The organism is Streptomyces sp. 549 (assembly GCF_030124175.1).
Taxonomy (GTDB): Bacteria; Actinomycetota; Actinomycetes; order Streptomycetales; family Streptomycetaceae; genus Streptomyces.
This window is the reverse complement of sequence record NZ_JASKMT010000012.1, coordinates 1-14,354: the sequence shown is the minus strand read 5'-3', so window position 1 is coordinate 14,354 and position 14,354 is coordinate 1. Positions and strand designations below refer to the sequence as shown.

Annotated in this window: 10 protein-coding genes and 3 pseudogenes; 4 read left to right on the top strand and 9 right to left on the bottom strand. The window is 67.8% G+C overall.

Annotation, left to right across the window (positions count from 1 at the left end):
- The first annotated feature begins 118 nt into the window (after positions 1 to 118).
- Complete coding sequence (locus QNO07_RS15435) at positions 119 to 1,564, top strand: glycosyltransferase family protein (RefSeq protein WP_283992582.1); 1,446 nt, start codon at positions 119 to 121, stop codon at positions 1,562 to 1,564.
- Positions 1,565 to 1,946: 382 nt separating this feature from the next.
- Here QNO07_RS15435 and QNO07_RS15430 read toward each other — a convergent pair whose 3' ends face one another.
- From QNO07_RS15430 to QNO07_RS15415, 4 genes are all read right to left on the bottom strand, one after another.
- Complete coding sequence (locus QNO07_RS15430; protein ID WP_283992581.1) at positions 1,947 to 2,969, bottom strand: LacI family DNA-binding transcriptional regulator; 1,023 nt, start codon at positions 2,967 to 2,969, stop codon at positions 1,947 to 1,949.
- 74 nt (positions 2,970 to 3,043) lie between these two features.
- The gene (locus QNO07_RS15425; protein WP_283992580.1) at positions 3,044 to 3,880 is read right to left on the bottom strand and encodes an ATP-binding cassette domain-containing protein; all 837 of its coding nucleotides are present in this window, start codon (positions 3,878 to 3,880) and stop codon (positions 3,044 to 3,046) included.
- A complete protein-coding gene (locus QNO07_RS15420) occupies positions 3,877 to 4,890 on the bottom strand; it encodes an ABC transporter permease (RefSeq protein WP_283992579.1) in 1,014 nt (337 codons plus the stop codon). The genes QNO07_RS15425 and QNO07_RS15420 overlap by 4 nt, the downstream gene beginning before the upstream one ends.
- A gap of 142 nt (positions 4,891 to 5,032) precedes the next feature.
- Positions 5,033 to 6,055, bottom strand: coding sequence for a sugar ABC transporter substrate-binding protein (locus QNO07_RS15415; RefSeq protein WP_283992578.1), 1,023 nt, complete (start codon positions 6,053 to 6,055; stop codon positions 5,033 to 5,035).
- 245 nt (positions 6,056 to 6,300) lie between these two features.
- Between QNO07_RS15415 and QNO07_RS15410 the strand changes: the two are divergent.
- Positions 6,301 to 6,456 (top strand): annotated as a pseudogene (locus QNO07_RS15410) (carbohydrate kinase family protein); the annotation flags it as partial.
- Between the two features lie 32 nt (positions 6,457 to 6,488).
- Entirely contained in the window at positions 6,489 to 6,782 is a 294-nt protein-coding gene (locus QNO07_RS15405; RefSeq protein ID WP_283992577.1) for a putative quinol monooxygenase, read from the top strand.
- Between the two features lie 147 nt (positions 6,783 to 6,929).
- Here the strand turns inward: QNO07_RS15405 and QNO07_RS15400 are convergent, their stop codons facing one another.
- From QNO07_RS15400 to QNO07_RS15380, 5 genes and pseudogenes are all read right to left on the bottom strand, one after another.
- Positions 6,930 to 9,488: a GH32 C-terminal domain-containing protein gene (locus tag QNO07_RS15400; protein ID WP_283992576.1), complete on the bottom strand. Its 2,559-nt coding sequence runs from the start codon at positions 9,486 to 9,488 to the stop codon at positions 6,930 to 6,932.
- A 707-nt stretch (positions 9,489 to 10,195) separates the two neighbouring features.
- A pseudogene (locus QNO07_RS15395) lies at positions 10,196 to 10,486 on the bottom strand (integrase core domain-containing protein); the annotation flags it as partial.
- 270 nt (positions 10,487 to 10,756) lie between these two features.
- On the bottom strand, positions 10,757 to 11,044 hold the full coding sequence (locus QNO07_RS15390; protein ID WP_283992575.1) for a hypothetical protein: 288 nt from the start codon (positions 11,042 to 11,044) through the stop codon (positions 10,757 to 10,759).
- A gap of 790 nt (positions 11,045 to 11,834) precedes the next feature.
- Positions 11,835 to 12,284: a hypothetical protein gene (locus QNO07_RS15385; protein ID WP_283992574.1), complete on the bottom strand. Its 450-nt coding sequence runs from the start codon at positions 12,282 to 12,284 to the stop codon at positions 11,835 to 11,837.
- 378 nt (positions 12,285 to 12,662) lie between these two features.
- Positions 12,663 to 13,061, bottom strand: a pseudogene (locus tag QNO07_RS15380) (transposase); the annotation flags it as partial.
- Positions 13,062 to 13,458: 397 nt separating this feature from the next.
- Here QNO07_RS15380 and QNO07_RS15375 point away from each other — a divergent pair.
- Positions 13,459 to 14,354 (top strand): IS110 family transposase (locus tag QNO07_RS15375; protein ID WP_283992573.1); only part of this gene is annotated, 896 nt, incomplete at its 3' end.

Sequence of the window (14,354 nt, the reverse complement as noted above, 5' to 3'; positions counted from 1 at the left end):
AGCTTGCCGCACCTGCACAGCCGCTTGGGCTGGTGGAACAACTGCCGCGCGCCCCGGTCCCGTTCGTGCGGTTTCAGTTCCTGTCCCCCACCGACATCTCCACAACCTGAATTCCACCATGACCTGCCACGGAACCGCGCTCAGCTACCGCCTGTCCGTATGGCTCATCCCGATGGCATGGACGCTTTCCCTCGGCCTCTGGGGACTGTCCCGGCAGCAGAGCGTCTGGCGGGACGAGGCAGCGACATGGCAGGTGGCCCTGCGGTCCGTCGGCGACATCTGGCACATGCTGGGGCAGGTCGACGCCGTGCACGGGCTCTACTACCTGCTGATGCACGAAGTCTTCGCATTCTTCGGGCCGAGCACCACGGCCCTGCGACTGCCCTCCGTGCTGGCCATGGCGGTGGCTGCGGCCTGTGTGGCGCGCATCGGACACCGGTTGGCCGGGTTCTGGACGGGCCTGGGCGGAGGCCTCGCGTTCGGCCTCCTCCCAACCGTGCAGTTCTACCTCCAGGAGGGGCGCCCGTACGCACTCATAGCGGCAGGCGCTGGGATTTCGACGCTGCTGCTGGTGAACGCGCTCGAAGGCCGGAGCCGAGCACGGGGATGGGCAGCGTACGGCGCCACGGTCCTGGTCTGTGCGCTGCTGAACTGGCTGTCGCTGCTGATTCTGCCCGCGCACCTGGTGACCCTGGTCTGGACGAGAGCCGAACTCAGGCACTGGAGAAGCTGGATGGCGGCTGCGACGCTCGCCGTGGCCGCCACGCTGCCGTTGATCCTCTTCAGCCGCAGCCAGTCGAGCCAGGTGTCCTGGATCCCGTCACTCACCTGGCACATGATGATCGGCCCTGCCGTCCTGCTGGCGATCGGCGGTCTGGGGGCCTACCTGGACCGGCCGCGGGCCGGGCGGCTGTCGGTTGCCGCGGTCGGTCTGCCGCTGCTTGCGGCACCGCAGACGGGCCTGGCCGCGATCTCGCTGGTTCAGCCGCTCTTCCTGGACCGCTACGTCCTGTTCAGCATGCTGGGACTGGCACTGCTGATCGGCACCACACTGGGTGCGGCGGTTCGCTTCGCCGAGCGGCGGATGCCACGAGCGTCACCGTGGGTCGTTCCGGTGGTGTGCGTGGTGGCGGTGGTTGCGCTGCTGCCGCAGTCACTGACGAAGCGGTCTCCGTCGAGCCGGGTGGACGACGTCCTGTCGGTGGCGGCGAACGTGCGGAAGCACGGACAGCCGGGGGACGCCGTGCTGTTCATACCGGCGGCCCGGCGCGACACCGCGCTGGTCTCCCCCCAGGACGCCGCCGGCCTGCGGGACGTCGCGCTGGCAGAGAGCCCCGCGACGTCCGGCACCTTGAAGGGCGAGGAGTTCGGCCCGGACCGGATCCGCGCCGCGATGCTGGCTCACCAGCGGATACTGCTCGTCTCCGACGCGCCCGAGGTGGCCCGGCCGGTGTCCGCGAAGCGGGACAAGGAAAAACTGGCCGTCCTCAAGGAGCACTACACCGTGGTCGCGGACGAGCAGACTCGCGGGCGACGGTTGACGGTGTACGAGCGACGCCGGTAGCAGCCGAGGCCCGCCACCGGCACGCACCTCGCCCATCAGCCGCCGGTCATCCCGGGCCCGGGGTCATGCCGGGTCCGGGGTCATGCCGGGTCCGGGTGATGCCGCGGCCGGGGGTCGGCCGACTCGCCGCAGCACGCCAGCAGCCCTCAACGACGCGAGGTGCAGCGCTCGTTGGCATCACCGCGTGGAGTGCCGAAGGGGATCGGCACCGCAGGCGAGAGTGGTTGCTGAGGTCGCCCGTCGAGCAGGTGACTCGCCCGAGGTCATCCACCGCCGGTACGGGGGCTGCGCTGAGCTCGTACGACCAGCCGCCCGAGGAAGCCCAGCGGCCCCTGGGCGGAATCGGCGATTCCGGGCTCGTCGGCTGACAGGGGCAAGCCGCCTACGGCTTGCGCGGCGGTTGCTCCCCGGAGCCTCGGACGATCAGCCGTGTGGGAACGGTGATGGTGCGAGCCCGGGAGCGGTCTCCGTCGAGCCGGGCCAGGGCGGTGGACGCGGCGCGGCGGCCGATCTCCTCGGGGTCCTGGGCGACGACGGTCAGGGCCGGTTCCAGTGCCTCGGCGAGTGATACGTCGTCGAAGGCGACGACGGCTACGTCCTTGCGCTTGCTGCGGGCGAGTTCGGCGACGATCCCGAACCCCATGATGTTGTTTCCGGCGAACAGGGCCGTGGGGGGATCGGCCAGTCGGAGGAGTTGGGAGGTCGCAGCCTCGGCTCCCTGCTGGTCGTGTGCGTCCGCGAGCAGCGAACGGTCGTAGGGGATGTCGGCTTCTTGCAGGGCCGCGCGGTATCCGGCGAGGCGTTCGCGGCGGGTGTACAGCTTGACGGGCAGGTCGCCGACGAATCCGATGCGTCGGTGCCCGTGGGCGACCAGGTGGGCGACGCCGTCGTGGGCCCCCGAACGGTTGGAGCTGACGATGCTGTCCGTGGACAGGCCGACGCCCGGTCGGTCGAGGAAGACGACCGGCAGCCCCGCCGCCCGGTGGGGCTTGAGAGGGGAGTGGTCGGCGCCGACCGCAGGCACGACGATCAGGATGCTGACGCGCCGGGCGAGGAACTTGGCCGTCAGGGCGCGTTCGCGGTCGGGGTCGTCCGCGGAGGAGCCCATGAGCAGCGTCAGTCCACGTCCTCGGACCGTGTCCTCGATGCCGCGGGCCACGGCTCCGAAGAAGGGGTTGCCGAGGTCGGGGATGACCAGTCCGATGGTGGTGTCCGGGCCGCCGACGCGGATGTTGCGTGCCATGAGGTTCGGCTGGAAGCCCAACCTGGCCACCGCGGCGAGTACCTGTGCCCGCGTCTGCTCCGAGACGGGTCCGTCCTCGTTGAGGACACGGGATACCGTCTTGGCGCTGACGCCTACTTCTCGGGCGACGTCGGCCAGGGTGGGGCGGCGGTTCGCTGCCATGGAGGAAACGGTCTCCTGTGCTCGTCGGTTCCGGCCGCGGCCTCGGCCGGAACCGTGAGAGCGGGGTTGTGCCGTCAGGTGGCCTGTACTCCGGCGGCCTTGGCGGCCTCCGAATCTGCTACCACAGTAGCTCCGGCCTCGTCGACGGTGAGCGCGCCGGTCATGATGGCGACGACCTCCGCCATGGAGTAGTCGGAGGGCTTGATCACGGCAGCGCGCCGACCCAGCCGGTGGACGTGGATCCGGTCGGCGATCTCGAAGACGTGGGGCATGTTGTGGCTGATCAGGACGACCGGCAGACCCTTGTCGCGGACGCGGCGGATGAGGTCGAGGACCTGGCCGGACTCCTTGACGCCGAGGGCGGCGGTGGGCTCGTCCATCACGACGACGCTGCGGGCCCAGGCGACGGCGCGGGCGACCGCGACGGCCTGCCGCTGTCCGCCGGAGAGGGTCTCGACCGACTGTGTCAGCGAGCGCAGGCCGATCTTCAGGTCGGCCATGTGCTCGGCGGCCTCCTGGCGCATGCGCTTCTTGTCGAGCATGCGGAAGACGCTGCCGAGGACGCCGCGGCGGCGCAGCTCGCGGCCGAGGAACATGTTGGATGCGATGTCCATGGAGGCGGCCACGGCGAGGTCCTGATAGACCGTCTCGATGCCGTGGGCGCGGGCACTTTGCGGGCCGGAGAAGCTGATGGGTCTGCCGTCCAGGCGGATCTCGCCCGCGTCGGGGACCACCGCACCCGTGAGGGCCTTGATGAGGCTGGTCTTGCCGGCTCCGTTGTCGCCGATGACGGCGAGGACCTCGCCGGGCAGCAGGTCGAAGTCGGCGCCGTCGATGGCGGTGACATGGCCGTAGCGCTTGACCAGACCGCGGGCCTGCAGCACAGGGGTGGGGGACGAGGCGGCAGTCATCGGACCTTCTTCCGGGAGAGCTGGTCGACGGTCACCGCGAGGATCACCAGGATGCCGGTGATCAGGGTCTGGTAGATGGAGGCGACGCCCATGAGCTGCAGGCCGTTGCGGAAGACGCCGACGATGAGCACGCCGATGAACGTGCCCAGGACCGAACCGCGTCCGCCGAAGAGGCTGGTGCCGCCGAGGACGACGGCGGTGATGCTGTCGAGGTTGTCGGTCTGCCCGGCCTGCGGGTCGCCGACTCCGGTGCGGGAGACGAGGAACAGGGCGGCGACGCCGTAGAGCAGACCCGCCACGGTGTACACACCGATGGTCAGTCGGGAGGTGCGGATGCCGTTCAGCCGCGCCGCTTCCCGGCTGTTGCCCAGCGCGTGGACGTGCCGGCCCCAGCTGGTGCTGCTCAGCGCGTACGCGACGAGGAGGAACAGGGCGATGGTGACCAGGGAGCCGTAGGTGATGTCGGTGTTGCCGAGCGGGAAGGTCTGGCCGAGGGCCGTCAGCGGGCCGGGCAGGTCGGTGACCGTCTGCTCCTCGGAGTAGATGTGGGTCAGCGCGAACGCCACGTTGAGCATTCCGAGGGTGACGATGAACGGCGGCAGAGGGATCTTCTGCACCAGCGCCCCGTTGAGCAGGCCGAAGCCACCGCAGACGGCCAGGCCCAGAGCGATGGCGACGAGCGGGGGCACGGATCCCTCGGCGGCCATCTTGGCGATCACGATGCTGCCGAACGCCATCACGGCGCCGCACGACAGGTCGATGCCCGCGGTGAGGATGATCAGAGTCTGCCCGATGGCCAGTGTGCCGACGACCATGACCTGCTGCACGATCAGCGAGAAGTTCCCGCCCGTGAGGAACTGGTCGGTCGAGAAGGAGAAGAAGGCGCAGGCCAGGAGGAGGGCGACCAGCGGGCCGGTGGTCGGCTGGGTGAGCAGTCTGCGGATCGTGGTCGGTGCTTTGAGCTCGGCGTACGGCGTGGACGTGGAGGGTGGCGTGGACGTGGCAGTCATGCGAGGTCCTTGTCGGAAGACTCAAGTCCTTGCCGGTCCTAGGCGGACGACAGGAGGACGAGGGGGCGGCCGTCCCCGGTCGGGAGGAGGGCCGGCCGCCCCGCTGACGGGTGTCGAACGGCGGCAGCCGGGGGTCGGCGGCTCAGCCCCAGCAGTTCTCCAGGCCGTAGGCGGTGTCCTTGGAAGCGACCCCGTCCTGCGCCTCGTCGGTGACCAGGGTGACGCCCGTGTCGGTGTAACCCGACGCCTTCTGGCCGTCCTCGGCGAACGTCGCGACGGCCTTGACCCCCTCGGCGGCCATCTTCAGCGGGTACTGCTGCGAGGTCGCGGCGATCTTGCCGTCCTTGACCGCCTGAGTGCCGGTGCAGCCGCCGTCGACGGAGACGATCAGGACGTCCTTCTCCCGGCCCTTGGCCTTCAGCGCGGTGTACGCGCCCAGCGCGGCCGGTTCGTTGATGGTGTAGACGACGTTGATGCCGGGAGACTTCTGCAGGCAGTTCTCCATCGCGGTCTGGCCCTTGGCCTGGTCGCCGCCGGTGTCCTGGGAGCAGACGATGGAGGAGTCGCCCTCCTTGACGCCGAAGCCCTTCAGGAAACCGTCGTGGCGCTGGATGCCGACGGAGACGCCCGGCGCGAGGTCGAGGGTGGCTATCTTGGCCGACTTGCCCTTCATGGCGGCCTTGGCGTACTCGCCGATCAGCTCACCGGCCCTGACGTTGTCAGTGGCGAAGAGGGCGTCGACCGCGCTTTCCGGCTCGGTCGGGGTGTCCAGGGCGATGACCAGAACGCCCTTGGCCTTGGCCTTCTCGAGCGCCGGAACGATCGCCTTGGAGTCGCTCGGCGTGATCAGGATGCCCTTCACCCCGGCGGCGACCATGTTCTCGACGGCGGTGATCTGACCGGCGTTGTCCCCGTCGAACTTGCCCGCCGCGGTGGACAGTTCGACACCGTTCTCCTTGGCGGCCTGCTCCGCTCCTTCCTTCATCTTCACGAAGAACGGGTTGGTGTCGGTCTTGGTGATCAGTCCGACCTTGACGCTGCCCGATCCGGCGCTCGCGGTGCCCGACCCGGATCCGGAACCACAGGCGGTCAGGGTGAGGGCCGCGGCGGCCGTGCACGCGGTGGCTCTGAGCAAGGAGGAGGGCAGACGAGGGATGTGCGACATGGGCTACTCCTGCGGGATTGCGGGCGAGTGGCCGGCAACGGGGCATGCCGTCCCGAGATGCCATCGTTGACTTATGTCATCGTTGACACTGCTTGGCCAGGATGATGGACTCCGCCTCCAGGCGACGTCAATGCCTGTGCACCCGTCAGAAATCGGCAACGCCCGTGCCACCGCCCGCCCGAAGCCGTTCAGGGAGTCCCCGCAACGTGTCCGCTTCGGCGGCACGTTCGTAGAAGGAACAGCCCATGGCGCAGCGTGAGATCACCGACCTGGGAGAGTGCGTCGCCGACGCGTCAACCGAACCCGCAAGCACCCGGAACGCACTCGCCCTGCGAGTGCTGCCGGGCGGCGGACCCGCCGACACGGCGGTGGCTCTGACCCGCCTGGGAACCCCGGCACGCCTCGACTCCGCCAACTGACAAGGACACGAACCATGACGAAGACCCTGCTCGCCGAGTTCACCGCCCGACAGGGAGCGGAGGACGAGGTCGCCCGCCTGATCCGGGACTACGCCCTGAAGGTGCGCGAGGAGGAAGGCAACCTGGCCTTCGACGTCTACACCAAGGCGGCCAACCCGCGCGCCTACTGGATCTTCGAGGCCTACCGGGACGAGGAGGCCTTCAAAGCACACCTGGCCGCCCCGTACGGCGCCCCGTTCAACGCCGCCCTCACGCCGCTGATCGAGGAGGACGCCTCCGTACTGACGTTCCTCGATCCGGCGGCCTGAACGGTGCCGGGCCTCCTCGGGGCCCGGCACCGACAGGGGGCACCGGTTCCGGGGATCGCTGCCACGCCGCTTCCTTGGCGCCTGCCTCGCCGACAGCCGCGCGCCGGCAGCCGCTCCTGGCCGACCGGCGCGCGGACCTGCGGCTCGTCACCGCCAGATGGACTTCATCTGCCACGCCTGCATGTGGTTGAGGGTGGCGGAGCCGCCCTCGGCGAAGACCTCGACGCCGGTACTGGAGGGGTCGGGGAAGATCTGGTCGGTGATCACTGCCTCGCCGTCGCCGCCGAAGACCTCGACGGACGACCAGTCGACGAGGATACGCAGCTTGACCTTGCCGTTCTTGGGCTTCAGGGGCGCGGTCTGGACGCCGGGGAAGGTACGGTCGAAGTCGACGGCGCCGGAGCGGGAGCGGTCGACGTACAGCTCCTGTGTCGTGGTGTCGTAGCCGATCACGGTCTCCTCGCCACCCGCGCCGGTGCGCACCTTCAGGCCGAAGCGGTCGGCGTCCTTGAGGGCGAAGGTCGCCTCGATGTCGAGTGCCCTGCCCTTGGCCGTGGGGCCGATCAGGGGCTTGGAGGTGCTCTTGACGGTGACGGCGGACGCCGTGGCCGGGCGCTTCTGGCGCAGGGACTCCAGGCTGCCCACCGGCTTGCTGGTCAGCCGGATCCGGCCGTCGACGGTGCGCAGGCCCATCTCCCTCGGCACGCTCTGCGCGCCGCGCCACGGGGAGGTGGGGACGGACTCGCCGTAGTCCCAGTTGTTCATCCAGCCGATCATGTAGCGCTTGCCGCCCGGTGCGCCCTCCCAGGACACCGCCGCGTAGTAGTCCTTGCCGTAGTCGGCCCAGTCGGCGCGCTGTACAACGGACTTGGCGGGCCTGTCGGCGGCGGTGAACTGGTCCGCCATGACGTGGCCCCAGCCGGCGGTGTTCATGTCGCGGATCTGGATCTGCGCCTTCCTGCCGACGTACGGGCGCATGTCGAAGGACGCCCAGTCCAGGGTCTCGCTGTCGGCCCCGGTCGCGCTGCGGACGACCTCGCCGTCGACGAGCAGGTTGACGGACGTCTCCGTGGAGACGCGCTGAGCCTGGGCGTCGGACATCACGACGTGGTCGACGTTGATGTGGCCCCAGCCGCCGGTGTTGTCGTCGACGATCCTGATCCGCGCCTTCTTGCCCGCGAGGTCGCCGACGTCCCAAGAGGCCCAGTTGAGCGCTTCCGCGTCCTCTCCCGTGGCGCTGCGGACGGCCTGGCCGTCCACAAGGAGCTCCACGGCGGTCGGGTTGGCGGAGTCGGCCGGGTGATTGCCGCCGCCGATGAGGAAGTTGACGTACTTCTTGTCGATGGTGAACTCGGGTGAGGTGAGGGTGCCGGTGGTGGAGTCGCCGTTCAGGAAGGTGTTGACCAGCCCGCCTCCCAGGAATCCGGAGACCTGCCCCTGGCCGGGGAGGGTGCCGGTGGCCGGTTCGGTGCCGAAGGCGTCCCCGGTCGCCGTCCAGTCGCCGTAGGTGCCGCCTTCGAAGTCGGCGAGGACCGTGCCCTCGGGCGGAGTCCTGTCCATGACGGTTCCAGCCTCGTGCGGGTGTCGCCCGCCACCGACCTTGAAGTTCAGGTAGGGGCTGTCGACGGTGAACTCGGGCGAGCTGAGGGTGCCGGTGGTCCCGTCACCGCCGTGGAAGCTGTTCGCGAAGCCCTTGCCGTCGAAGCCGGTGACGGCCCCCTGTCCGTCCACCGCCCCGGCTGCCGGCCCCTGACCGAACGCGGTTCCGGTCGTCGTCCACTCACCGAAGCCGGCGCTCTCGAAGTCCTGCACGATCTCGCCGGTCGGCGGGGTGTAGGTGCCCTCGTCCTCGGCGGTGAACTTCCTGCCGTCGAAGTCGCCGATGAAGTACTGGGCCGCCGAACCGCCTGCGATACCACCGGGGTTCATGTTGACGACCAGGACCCACTTGATGTTGTTCTTGTCGCCGTCGACCGCCAGGGGAAACAGGTCCGGGCACTCCCACACGCCGCCCGTCGCGCCGGCCGGTCCGAAATCACTGAGCAGCTCCCAGTCCTTGAGGTTCTTGGACGAGTAGAACCGCACCTTGTGCTCGGCGGACAGCGACACCGTCATCAGCCAGCTCTTGGTGGGTGCGTGCCACTGGACCTTGGGGTCGCGGAAGTCGTTGGAGCCGATGTCGATGACGGGATTACCCTGGTACTTGGTCCAGGTGCGGCCCCGGTCGGTGCTGTAGGCCAGCGACTGGGCCTGCTTGCCGCCGTTCTTGTAGGCGCTGGTGTAGATCGCCACCATGGGCGGGTTCTTCTTCGTGCCGAACCCGGTGGTGTTGTCCCAGTCGACGACCGCACCGCCGGAGAACACCATCTCCTCGTCGTCGTGCGACAGGGCGAGCGGCAACTCCTCCCAGTGCACGAGGTCCTTGCTCACCGCGTGCCCCCAGGACATGTCGCCCCAGGAGTCGCCGTTCGGGTTGTACTGGTAGAAGAGGTGGTACTCGCCCTTGTAGTGGACGAGGCCGTTGGGGTCGTTCATCCAGTTCTTCTCCGGAGTGAAGTGGAACTGGGGTCTGTAGGTCTCGGTGTACGCCGGGGTGTCGGCCGCGACGGCCTGGGGTGCCAGTAACGCGGCGGACAGGGCGCAGACCGTCGCCACCGCCGCCATCAACCGCATCCGGGCATGCCGGAGTACGCGTGCAGAGCTCATGGTGTCTCCTCGCCTGCGGCCGTCCGTGCAGCGGTGGCCGCGGCCCCGACACGGACGGACCGAAAAGTGACGCCCTGCCGGCGCCGACGTCCACGGAACCGACCAGGGTGTCATCGTTGACTTATGTCAGCGATGACATGAGGGTGTTCCGACAATGAAGCGCCATCGGGCCAGTGCCGTCAACGGTGCGGGCGCGATTGCTTCGGTACGGATCGACAGCCCGTCAGGCGTCGCCGCTGGCGGCGAGCTGCGCCAACTGGTTCGGGCGAGTGGGGTTGAGCCGGTAAGCGAGCAGGTCAGGGCGGCAGCCTGGTGGTGAACCGGCAGGCTGCCGGGACAGCGTCGAGACCGAGAACGACCGGTGAACGAACTGGCGCGAGCCAGACGACGGTCTCGCGGGTGCTGAACGCCAGGCGCGAGATTCACGGGAAGACCGTCTTGAATGCCAATCGACCGTCCGTCCACTACAGAGTGACCACGAGCAAACGGCCGCCGTTCGAACCTGCGCACACGGCTCCAGAGGGCACGCTCCTGACATGCTGGAGTGTGGCTCTGACCTGCATGGCAGTGCTGGGGCATGTCTGCGGTCCGCGAGCTCACACGCTTCTCACACGTCGGCTAGCGACGAGGAGCCTGGCAGCCTACTCCAGCGAGTAGTCATCCTTGAGGATCGGGTCTGGTGCAGGTTCGGGTGACAGGTTTGGTCGCGCGGCGTGGAGGGCCGGTGTGGTCATGACGGTCCCGAATTCGATGGGGGTCAGCCGGCCGAGTGAGGCTTGCCTGCGGCGCCGGTGGCAGGTCCGCTCGATCCAGGTCATGATCGCGATCCGGAGTTCTTCGTGGGTGGCCCAGGCACGACGGTCGAGGACGTTCTTCTGCAACAGGCTGAAGAAGGACTCCATCGCCGCATTGTCGCCGGCAGCTCTGACTCTCCCTATCGATCCGGCCATCCGGTGGCGGTCGAGCGCCCGGACGAACTTCCGGGAGCGGAACTGCGCCCTGAGCTTGGGAATCCCCGCCCGTCGAGCCCGATCCCTGCACTGACCTGCACGTTGCGCTTGCCCCAGCCCTTCAGAGATGGTTGATCGATGACCGGTGTTGACCCTGGTTCACCGCCCGTTCTGGTGCGCGTCTGGTGCGGGTGACCACGCTTGCTCACAGGGTGGGGCGAGGCTCACAGCCGTCCACGTACTTAGCAGCGGCCGAGTTGCTGCATCGCGGCCCCGGCCTCCCGCACACAGCCGAACCGCGAGAGCGGAACCGAGGGCCTACAGCCCGCGCAACGCCTCGAAAAGATCACCGTAGACCGACCAACAATCGACGCTCCCATCGTCGTTCAGGGTGCCCAGATACCAGTCTTCGTCGTCCAGGGACTGAACTAGACACAGGCCATGGAATCCCAGAACCAAGCCGGGACGCACAACCTCGTCGGCCCCTCCCGGCCAGCCGCACCACACAACCGCTCGATCGGCAGGAAGGGCAACGGCCTCTTGATCGCCGGAGACATCCCGGATCCGCTGAAGGGTCCACCCGGCGGGAAGCTGCGCGTTACTCATCAGACATGGTCTCAGAAGCCGAAGAAGTGACACGCCGGGTCTCTGGTCTGCGGCTGTGTAGTCGATCAATGCTGCGAACTGCGCCTTCCATGCCGACGCTTGTCAGCGGTGGTCGTCGTTGAGCGCCCTTCTACGGCCCGGAGACGGCCCAGCACGTGCGAACCTTGCTACAAGCGCGGAAAATGGGCAATATGAACGCTCGTTTGGAAGTGCTTGCAGGAGCCGAATGGCGTCCCGTGCTGCGTATGGGTCAGGGTGCTCGAATGCAGGGCAATTCGCCTACCTTCCGGCCAGTGCCCGAAGGCTTGCGAGACGCTCTCTGGGGGGCGGCTGCCGATGCCTTGGAGAGGTTCGCTGAAGGTCCGCTGTCCATCGCTACTGTTGCCGCAGATGGAACAGAGACGATCCTCTTCGCCGCGGGAGCCGCAGGGCCGTTCCGGGTTGGGCAGGTGGAGGAGGATGCGTGAGTGTGACTGCACGGTCTGCTGATCACCGGTACCGCTGACAAACGGCGCAGAAGAAGCCCACGGCTCTGACCAGTTCAGACGCCGTGGGCTTCTGTCATTGTTGGTCGGCGTGTGGTGCCGTTGGACAGCCCAACGACAGCCCCGAGACTCACAGTCGGGGCATCACTTGACCGACGCTGACCACCTCGTTGCGAACTACCGGCCTGACGGTCCCTGATGGCTGCTGGCCCGATCAGCCGGGCGTCGAGGTGCAGTGACGGTCACCAACGTTCGGTGAAGTTGCGGTACGTTTCTGCTGTACAGCACTCGCTGCTGCAACTGCCTCATGGAGCGGTGGCTTCGTCGTCGCTCGTCTCCCGGCTCCCTCCGGCGAGTTCGTGGAAGAAGCCCGGAACGCCGAGCACGATCGCGGGCAAGGCCAAGGCCCACCACCACATGTGAGCACCGCCTTGAAGCGCGGCCCAGGTACCGAGTGCAATACCTCCGCCACCTAGAACGATGCCCAGCCCGATTCCCAGTCCATCCCGCTTGAACGTGTCTTCATGAGTGCACGTCTGCTTGTACGTACGTGCCGTCGCCTCGGCCTGAGAGAGAAGAATGGACTTGGCATCTGAGTTATCGGGCAGTGAGCTGAGAGCCGCGATCTCTGCGGTCAACCGGTCCATGATCTTGGCAGAACTTGACTGGCGGCGTTCCCGAGCAGCGAAGAGGCCCGTAAGCAGGGCGACAGCCAACGGCGAGAAGGCCGTAATCCCATCCGTGACAGCACTCATCCAGCGAAGCTCCGATCCATGGCGCGATTCCACTTACGCTACTGAATGAGAGTCATATCCGGCCATGGCCATGAAGCACTGAGTGGAGCGCCCATGGCGGCCTGTGCCACATCGCGGCAGCAGCCCGCTCCCCCTGAGCCGTTGCCGGGTGGATGGTCCGCTCACGCTGGTATATGTGTGACGGTGGCGGTACGGTGGCCGACCCATGCTGGCCTATGTGGTCGGGCTGCCTGGCTCCGGCGGACTCCGCCCCTCCCGTAGCCCGCTTGCCATTCGTCACCATGGCGCTCGCGGAGGACCGGACGTTCCTGGAACAGCGCGCTAAGCGTTGTCCCGTAAATGATCTACAGCGTGTATGCTGACCTGCTTGTTTCCCGGTCACCCGGCGAGGGTGAGGTTGTGCAGGCGGGCGATGCCGAGCATGGCGTGATGGACTCCGTCGCCTTTGAGGCGGCAGTCGCGGAGGATCTTCCAGGTCTTCATCCGGGCGAAGGTGTGCTCGACGCGGGCGCGGACCTTGCGGTGGGAGGTGTTGTGTTCCTCTTTCCAGGCGGCGAGTTCGGCCTGGTCTGGTTCGCGGCGGTGCGGGATGACAAGGCCGGTGCCCCGGTAACCGCCGTCCGCGATGACTGTGGTCGTGCCGACGGCGGCCTTCGCACCGGACTCCTCCCATGCCTTGCAGTCGTTGCGGTTGCCGGGCAGCGGGCGGCCGACGGCGACGACCAGCCGGGTGTCGGCGTCGATGACGACCTGGTGGTTGGTGGAGTACCGGTAGTTCTAATAGGTCATCGGTGAGCCCGAGCACGGCAGTGCAAGGGCCCCGATGCGAGGTGGAAGCCTGCCGCCGTTCTGGGGCTTTGATCCCTGTGTTCAGACCGGCTCTGCCTCGCCCACGCCCTGCCGGGCGGAGACCTTCGGTAGTTCCGGGACCTTGATCTCTCGTCAAAGACCGGTCCTGCCCGGCAGGGGCTCGGATCCAGGTTTCATGTCCTCAGCCCGCCGACAGGGGCCACCTCTCAGCAGTTCGCGAGCCATGAGCTCTCCAGCAGACCGAGGTCCCTGTCGGTCGCTGGAGACACGAACGGCTTATGAGATGGCGTGCCTTGAGCACTTCTATTAGAGCGCCGCGTGCTCCGCACAGGTCCAACCTGCAGATTCATACGGAGGCACAGGGTTGAACAAGATCTTCTGCGGCATCGACTGGGCGGAAGGGCATCACGACATAGCCCTGGTCGACCAGGACGGGACCCAAGTCGCAAAGCTACGGATAAGCGACGACAGCGCCGGCTTCCACGCACTGATGGAACTTCTAACCCAGCACGGTGACAGCGCAGCAGAACCGATCCCGGTCGCCATCGAGACGCCCCGCGGGCTTCTCGTCGCCGCCTTGCGGGCCACCGGCCGCCAGATCTACCCAATCAATCCATTGGCCGCGGCTCGATATCGTGACCGCGCCAGTGTCTCCCGCGCCAAGTCCGATGCAGCGGACGCCCGGGTTCTGGCCAACATCCTCCGGACCGACCGGCATGCCCACCGGCCTCTGCCCGACGACAGCGAAGAGGGACAGGCCGTCGCCGTCCTGGCCCGCGCTCACCAGGACGCCATCTGGGACCGGCAACAGATGATCAACCGGCTTCGGTCGCACCTGCGCGAGTACTATCCAGCCGCCCTCACTGCCTTTCACGGCGCTGGGAAACCCGGACTCGACTCGCCGCGCGCCCGCGTGATCTTGACTGCCGCACCCACGCCGGCCGACGCCGCCAAGCTCACCCGCAGCCAGCTGCGCGCGTTGCTCAAGCGCGGTGAACGTCCACGTTGTGGGATCGAAGCCGAGGTGGAACGGCTTCGGACAATCTTCCGCGCGGACTCCCTGCGGCAACTGCCGCAGGTCGAGCAGGCTCTGGGACAACAGGCAGTGGCACTCATCCGGCAGGTCGACGCCGCTTGCGTCAGCGTGGCCCAGTTGGCGGTGGCGACGGAAGAGGCATTCCTCGCGCACCCGGATGCCAGGGCGGTTTCAAAGTCTGACTGTTCATGGGTCCGTGCTGGTCAGCGGAGTCCGAGGAGAGC

Coding starts and splice junctions, on each gene's coding strand:
- QNO07_RS15435 (WP_283992582.1), top strand. CDS start 119: ATGACCTGCCACGGAACCGCGCTCAGCTACCGCCTGTCCGTATGGCTC.
- QNO07_RS15430 (WP_283992581.1), bottom strand. CDS start 2,969: ATGGCAGCGAACCGCCGCCCCACCCTGGCCGACGTCGCCCGAGAAGTA.
- QNO07_RS15425 (WP_283992580.1), bottom strand. CDS start 3,880: ATGACTGCCGCCTCGTCCCCCACCCCTGTGCTGCAGGCCCGCGGTCTG.
- QNO07_RS15420 (WP_283992579.1), bottom strand. CDS start 4,890: ATGACTGCCACGTCCACGCCACCCTCCACGTCCACGCCGTACGCCGAG.
- QNO07_RS15415 (WP_283992578.1), bottom strand. CDS start 6,055: ATGTCGCACATCCCTCGTCTGCCCTCCTCCTTGCTCAGAGCCACCGCG.
- QNO07_RS15405 (WP_283992577.1), top strand. CDS start 6,489: ATGACGAAGACCCTGCTCGCCGAGTTCACCGCCCGACAGGGAGCGGAG.
- QNO07_RS15400 (WP_283992576.1), bottom strand. CDS start 9,488: ATGAGCTCTGCACGCGTACTCCGGCATGCCCGGATGCGGTTGATGGCG.
- QNO07_RS15390 (WP_283992575.1), bottom strand. CDS start 11,044: ATGAGTAACGCGCAGCTTCCCGCCGGGTGGACCCTTCAGCGGATCCGG.
- QNO07_RS15385 (WP_283992574.1), bottom strand. CDS start 12,284: ATGAGTGCTGTCACGGATGGGATTACGGCCTTCTCGCCGTTGGCTGTC.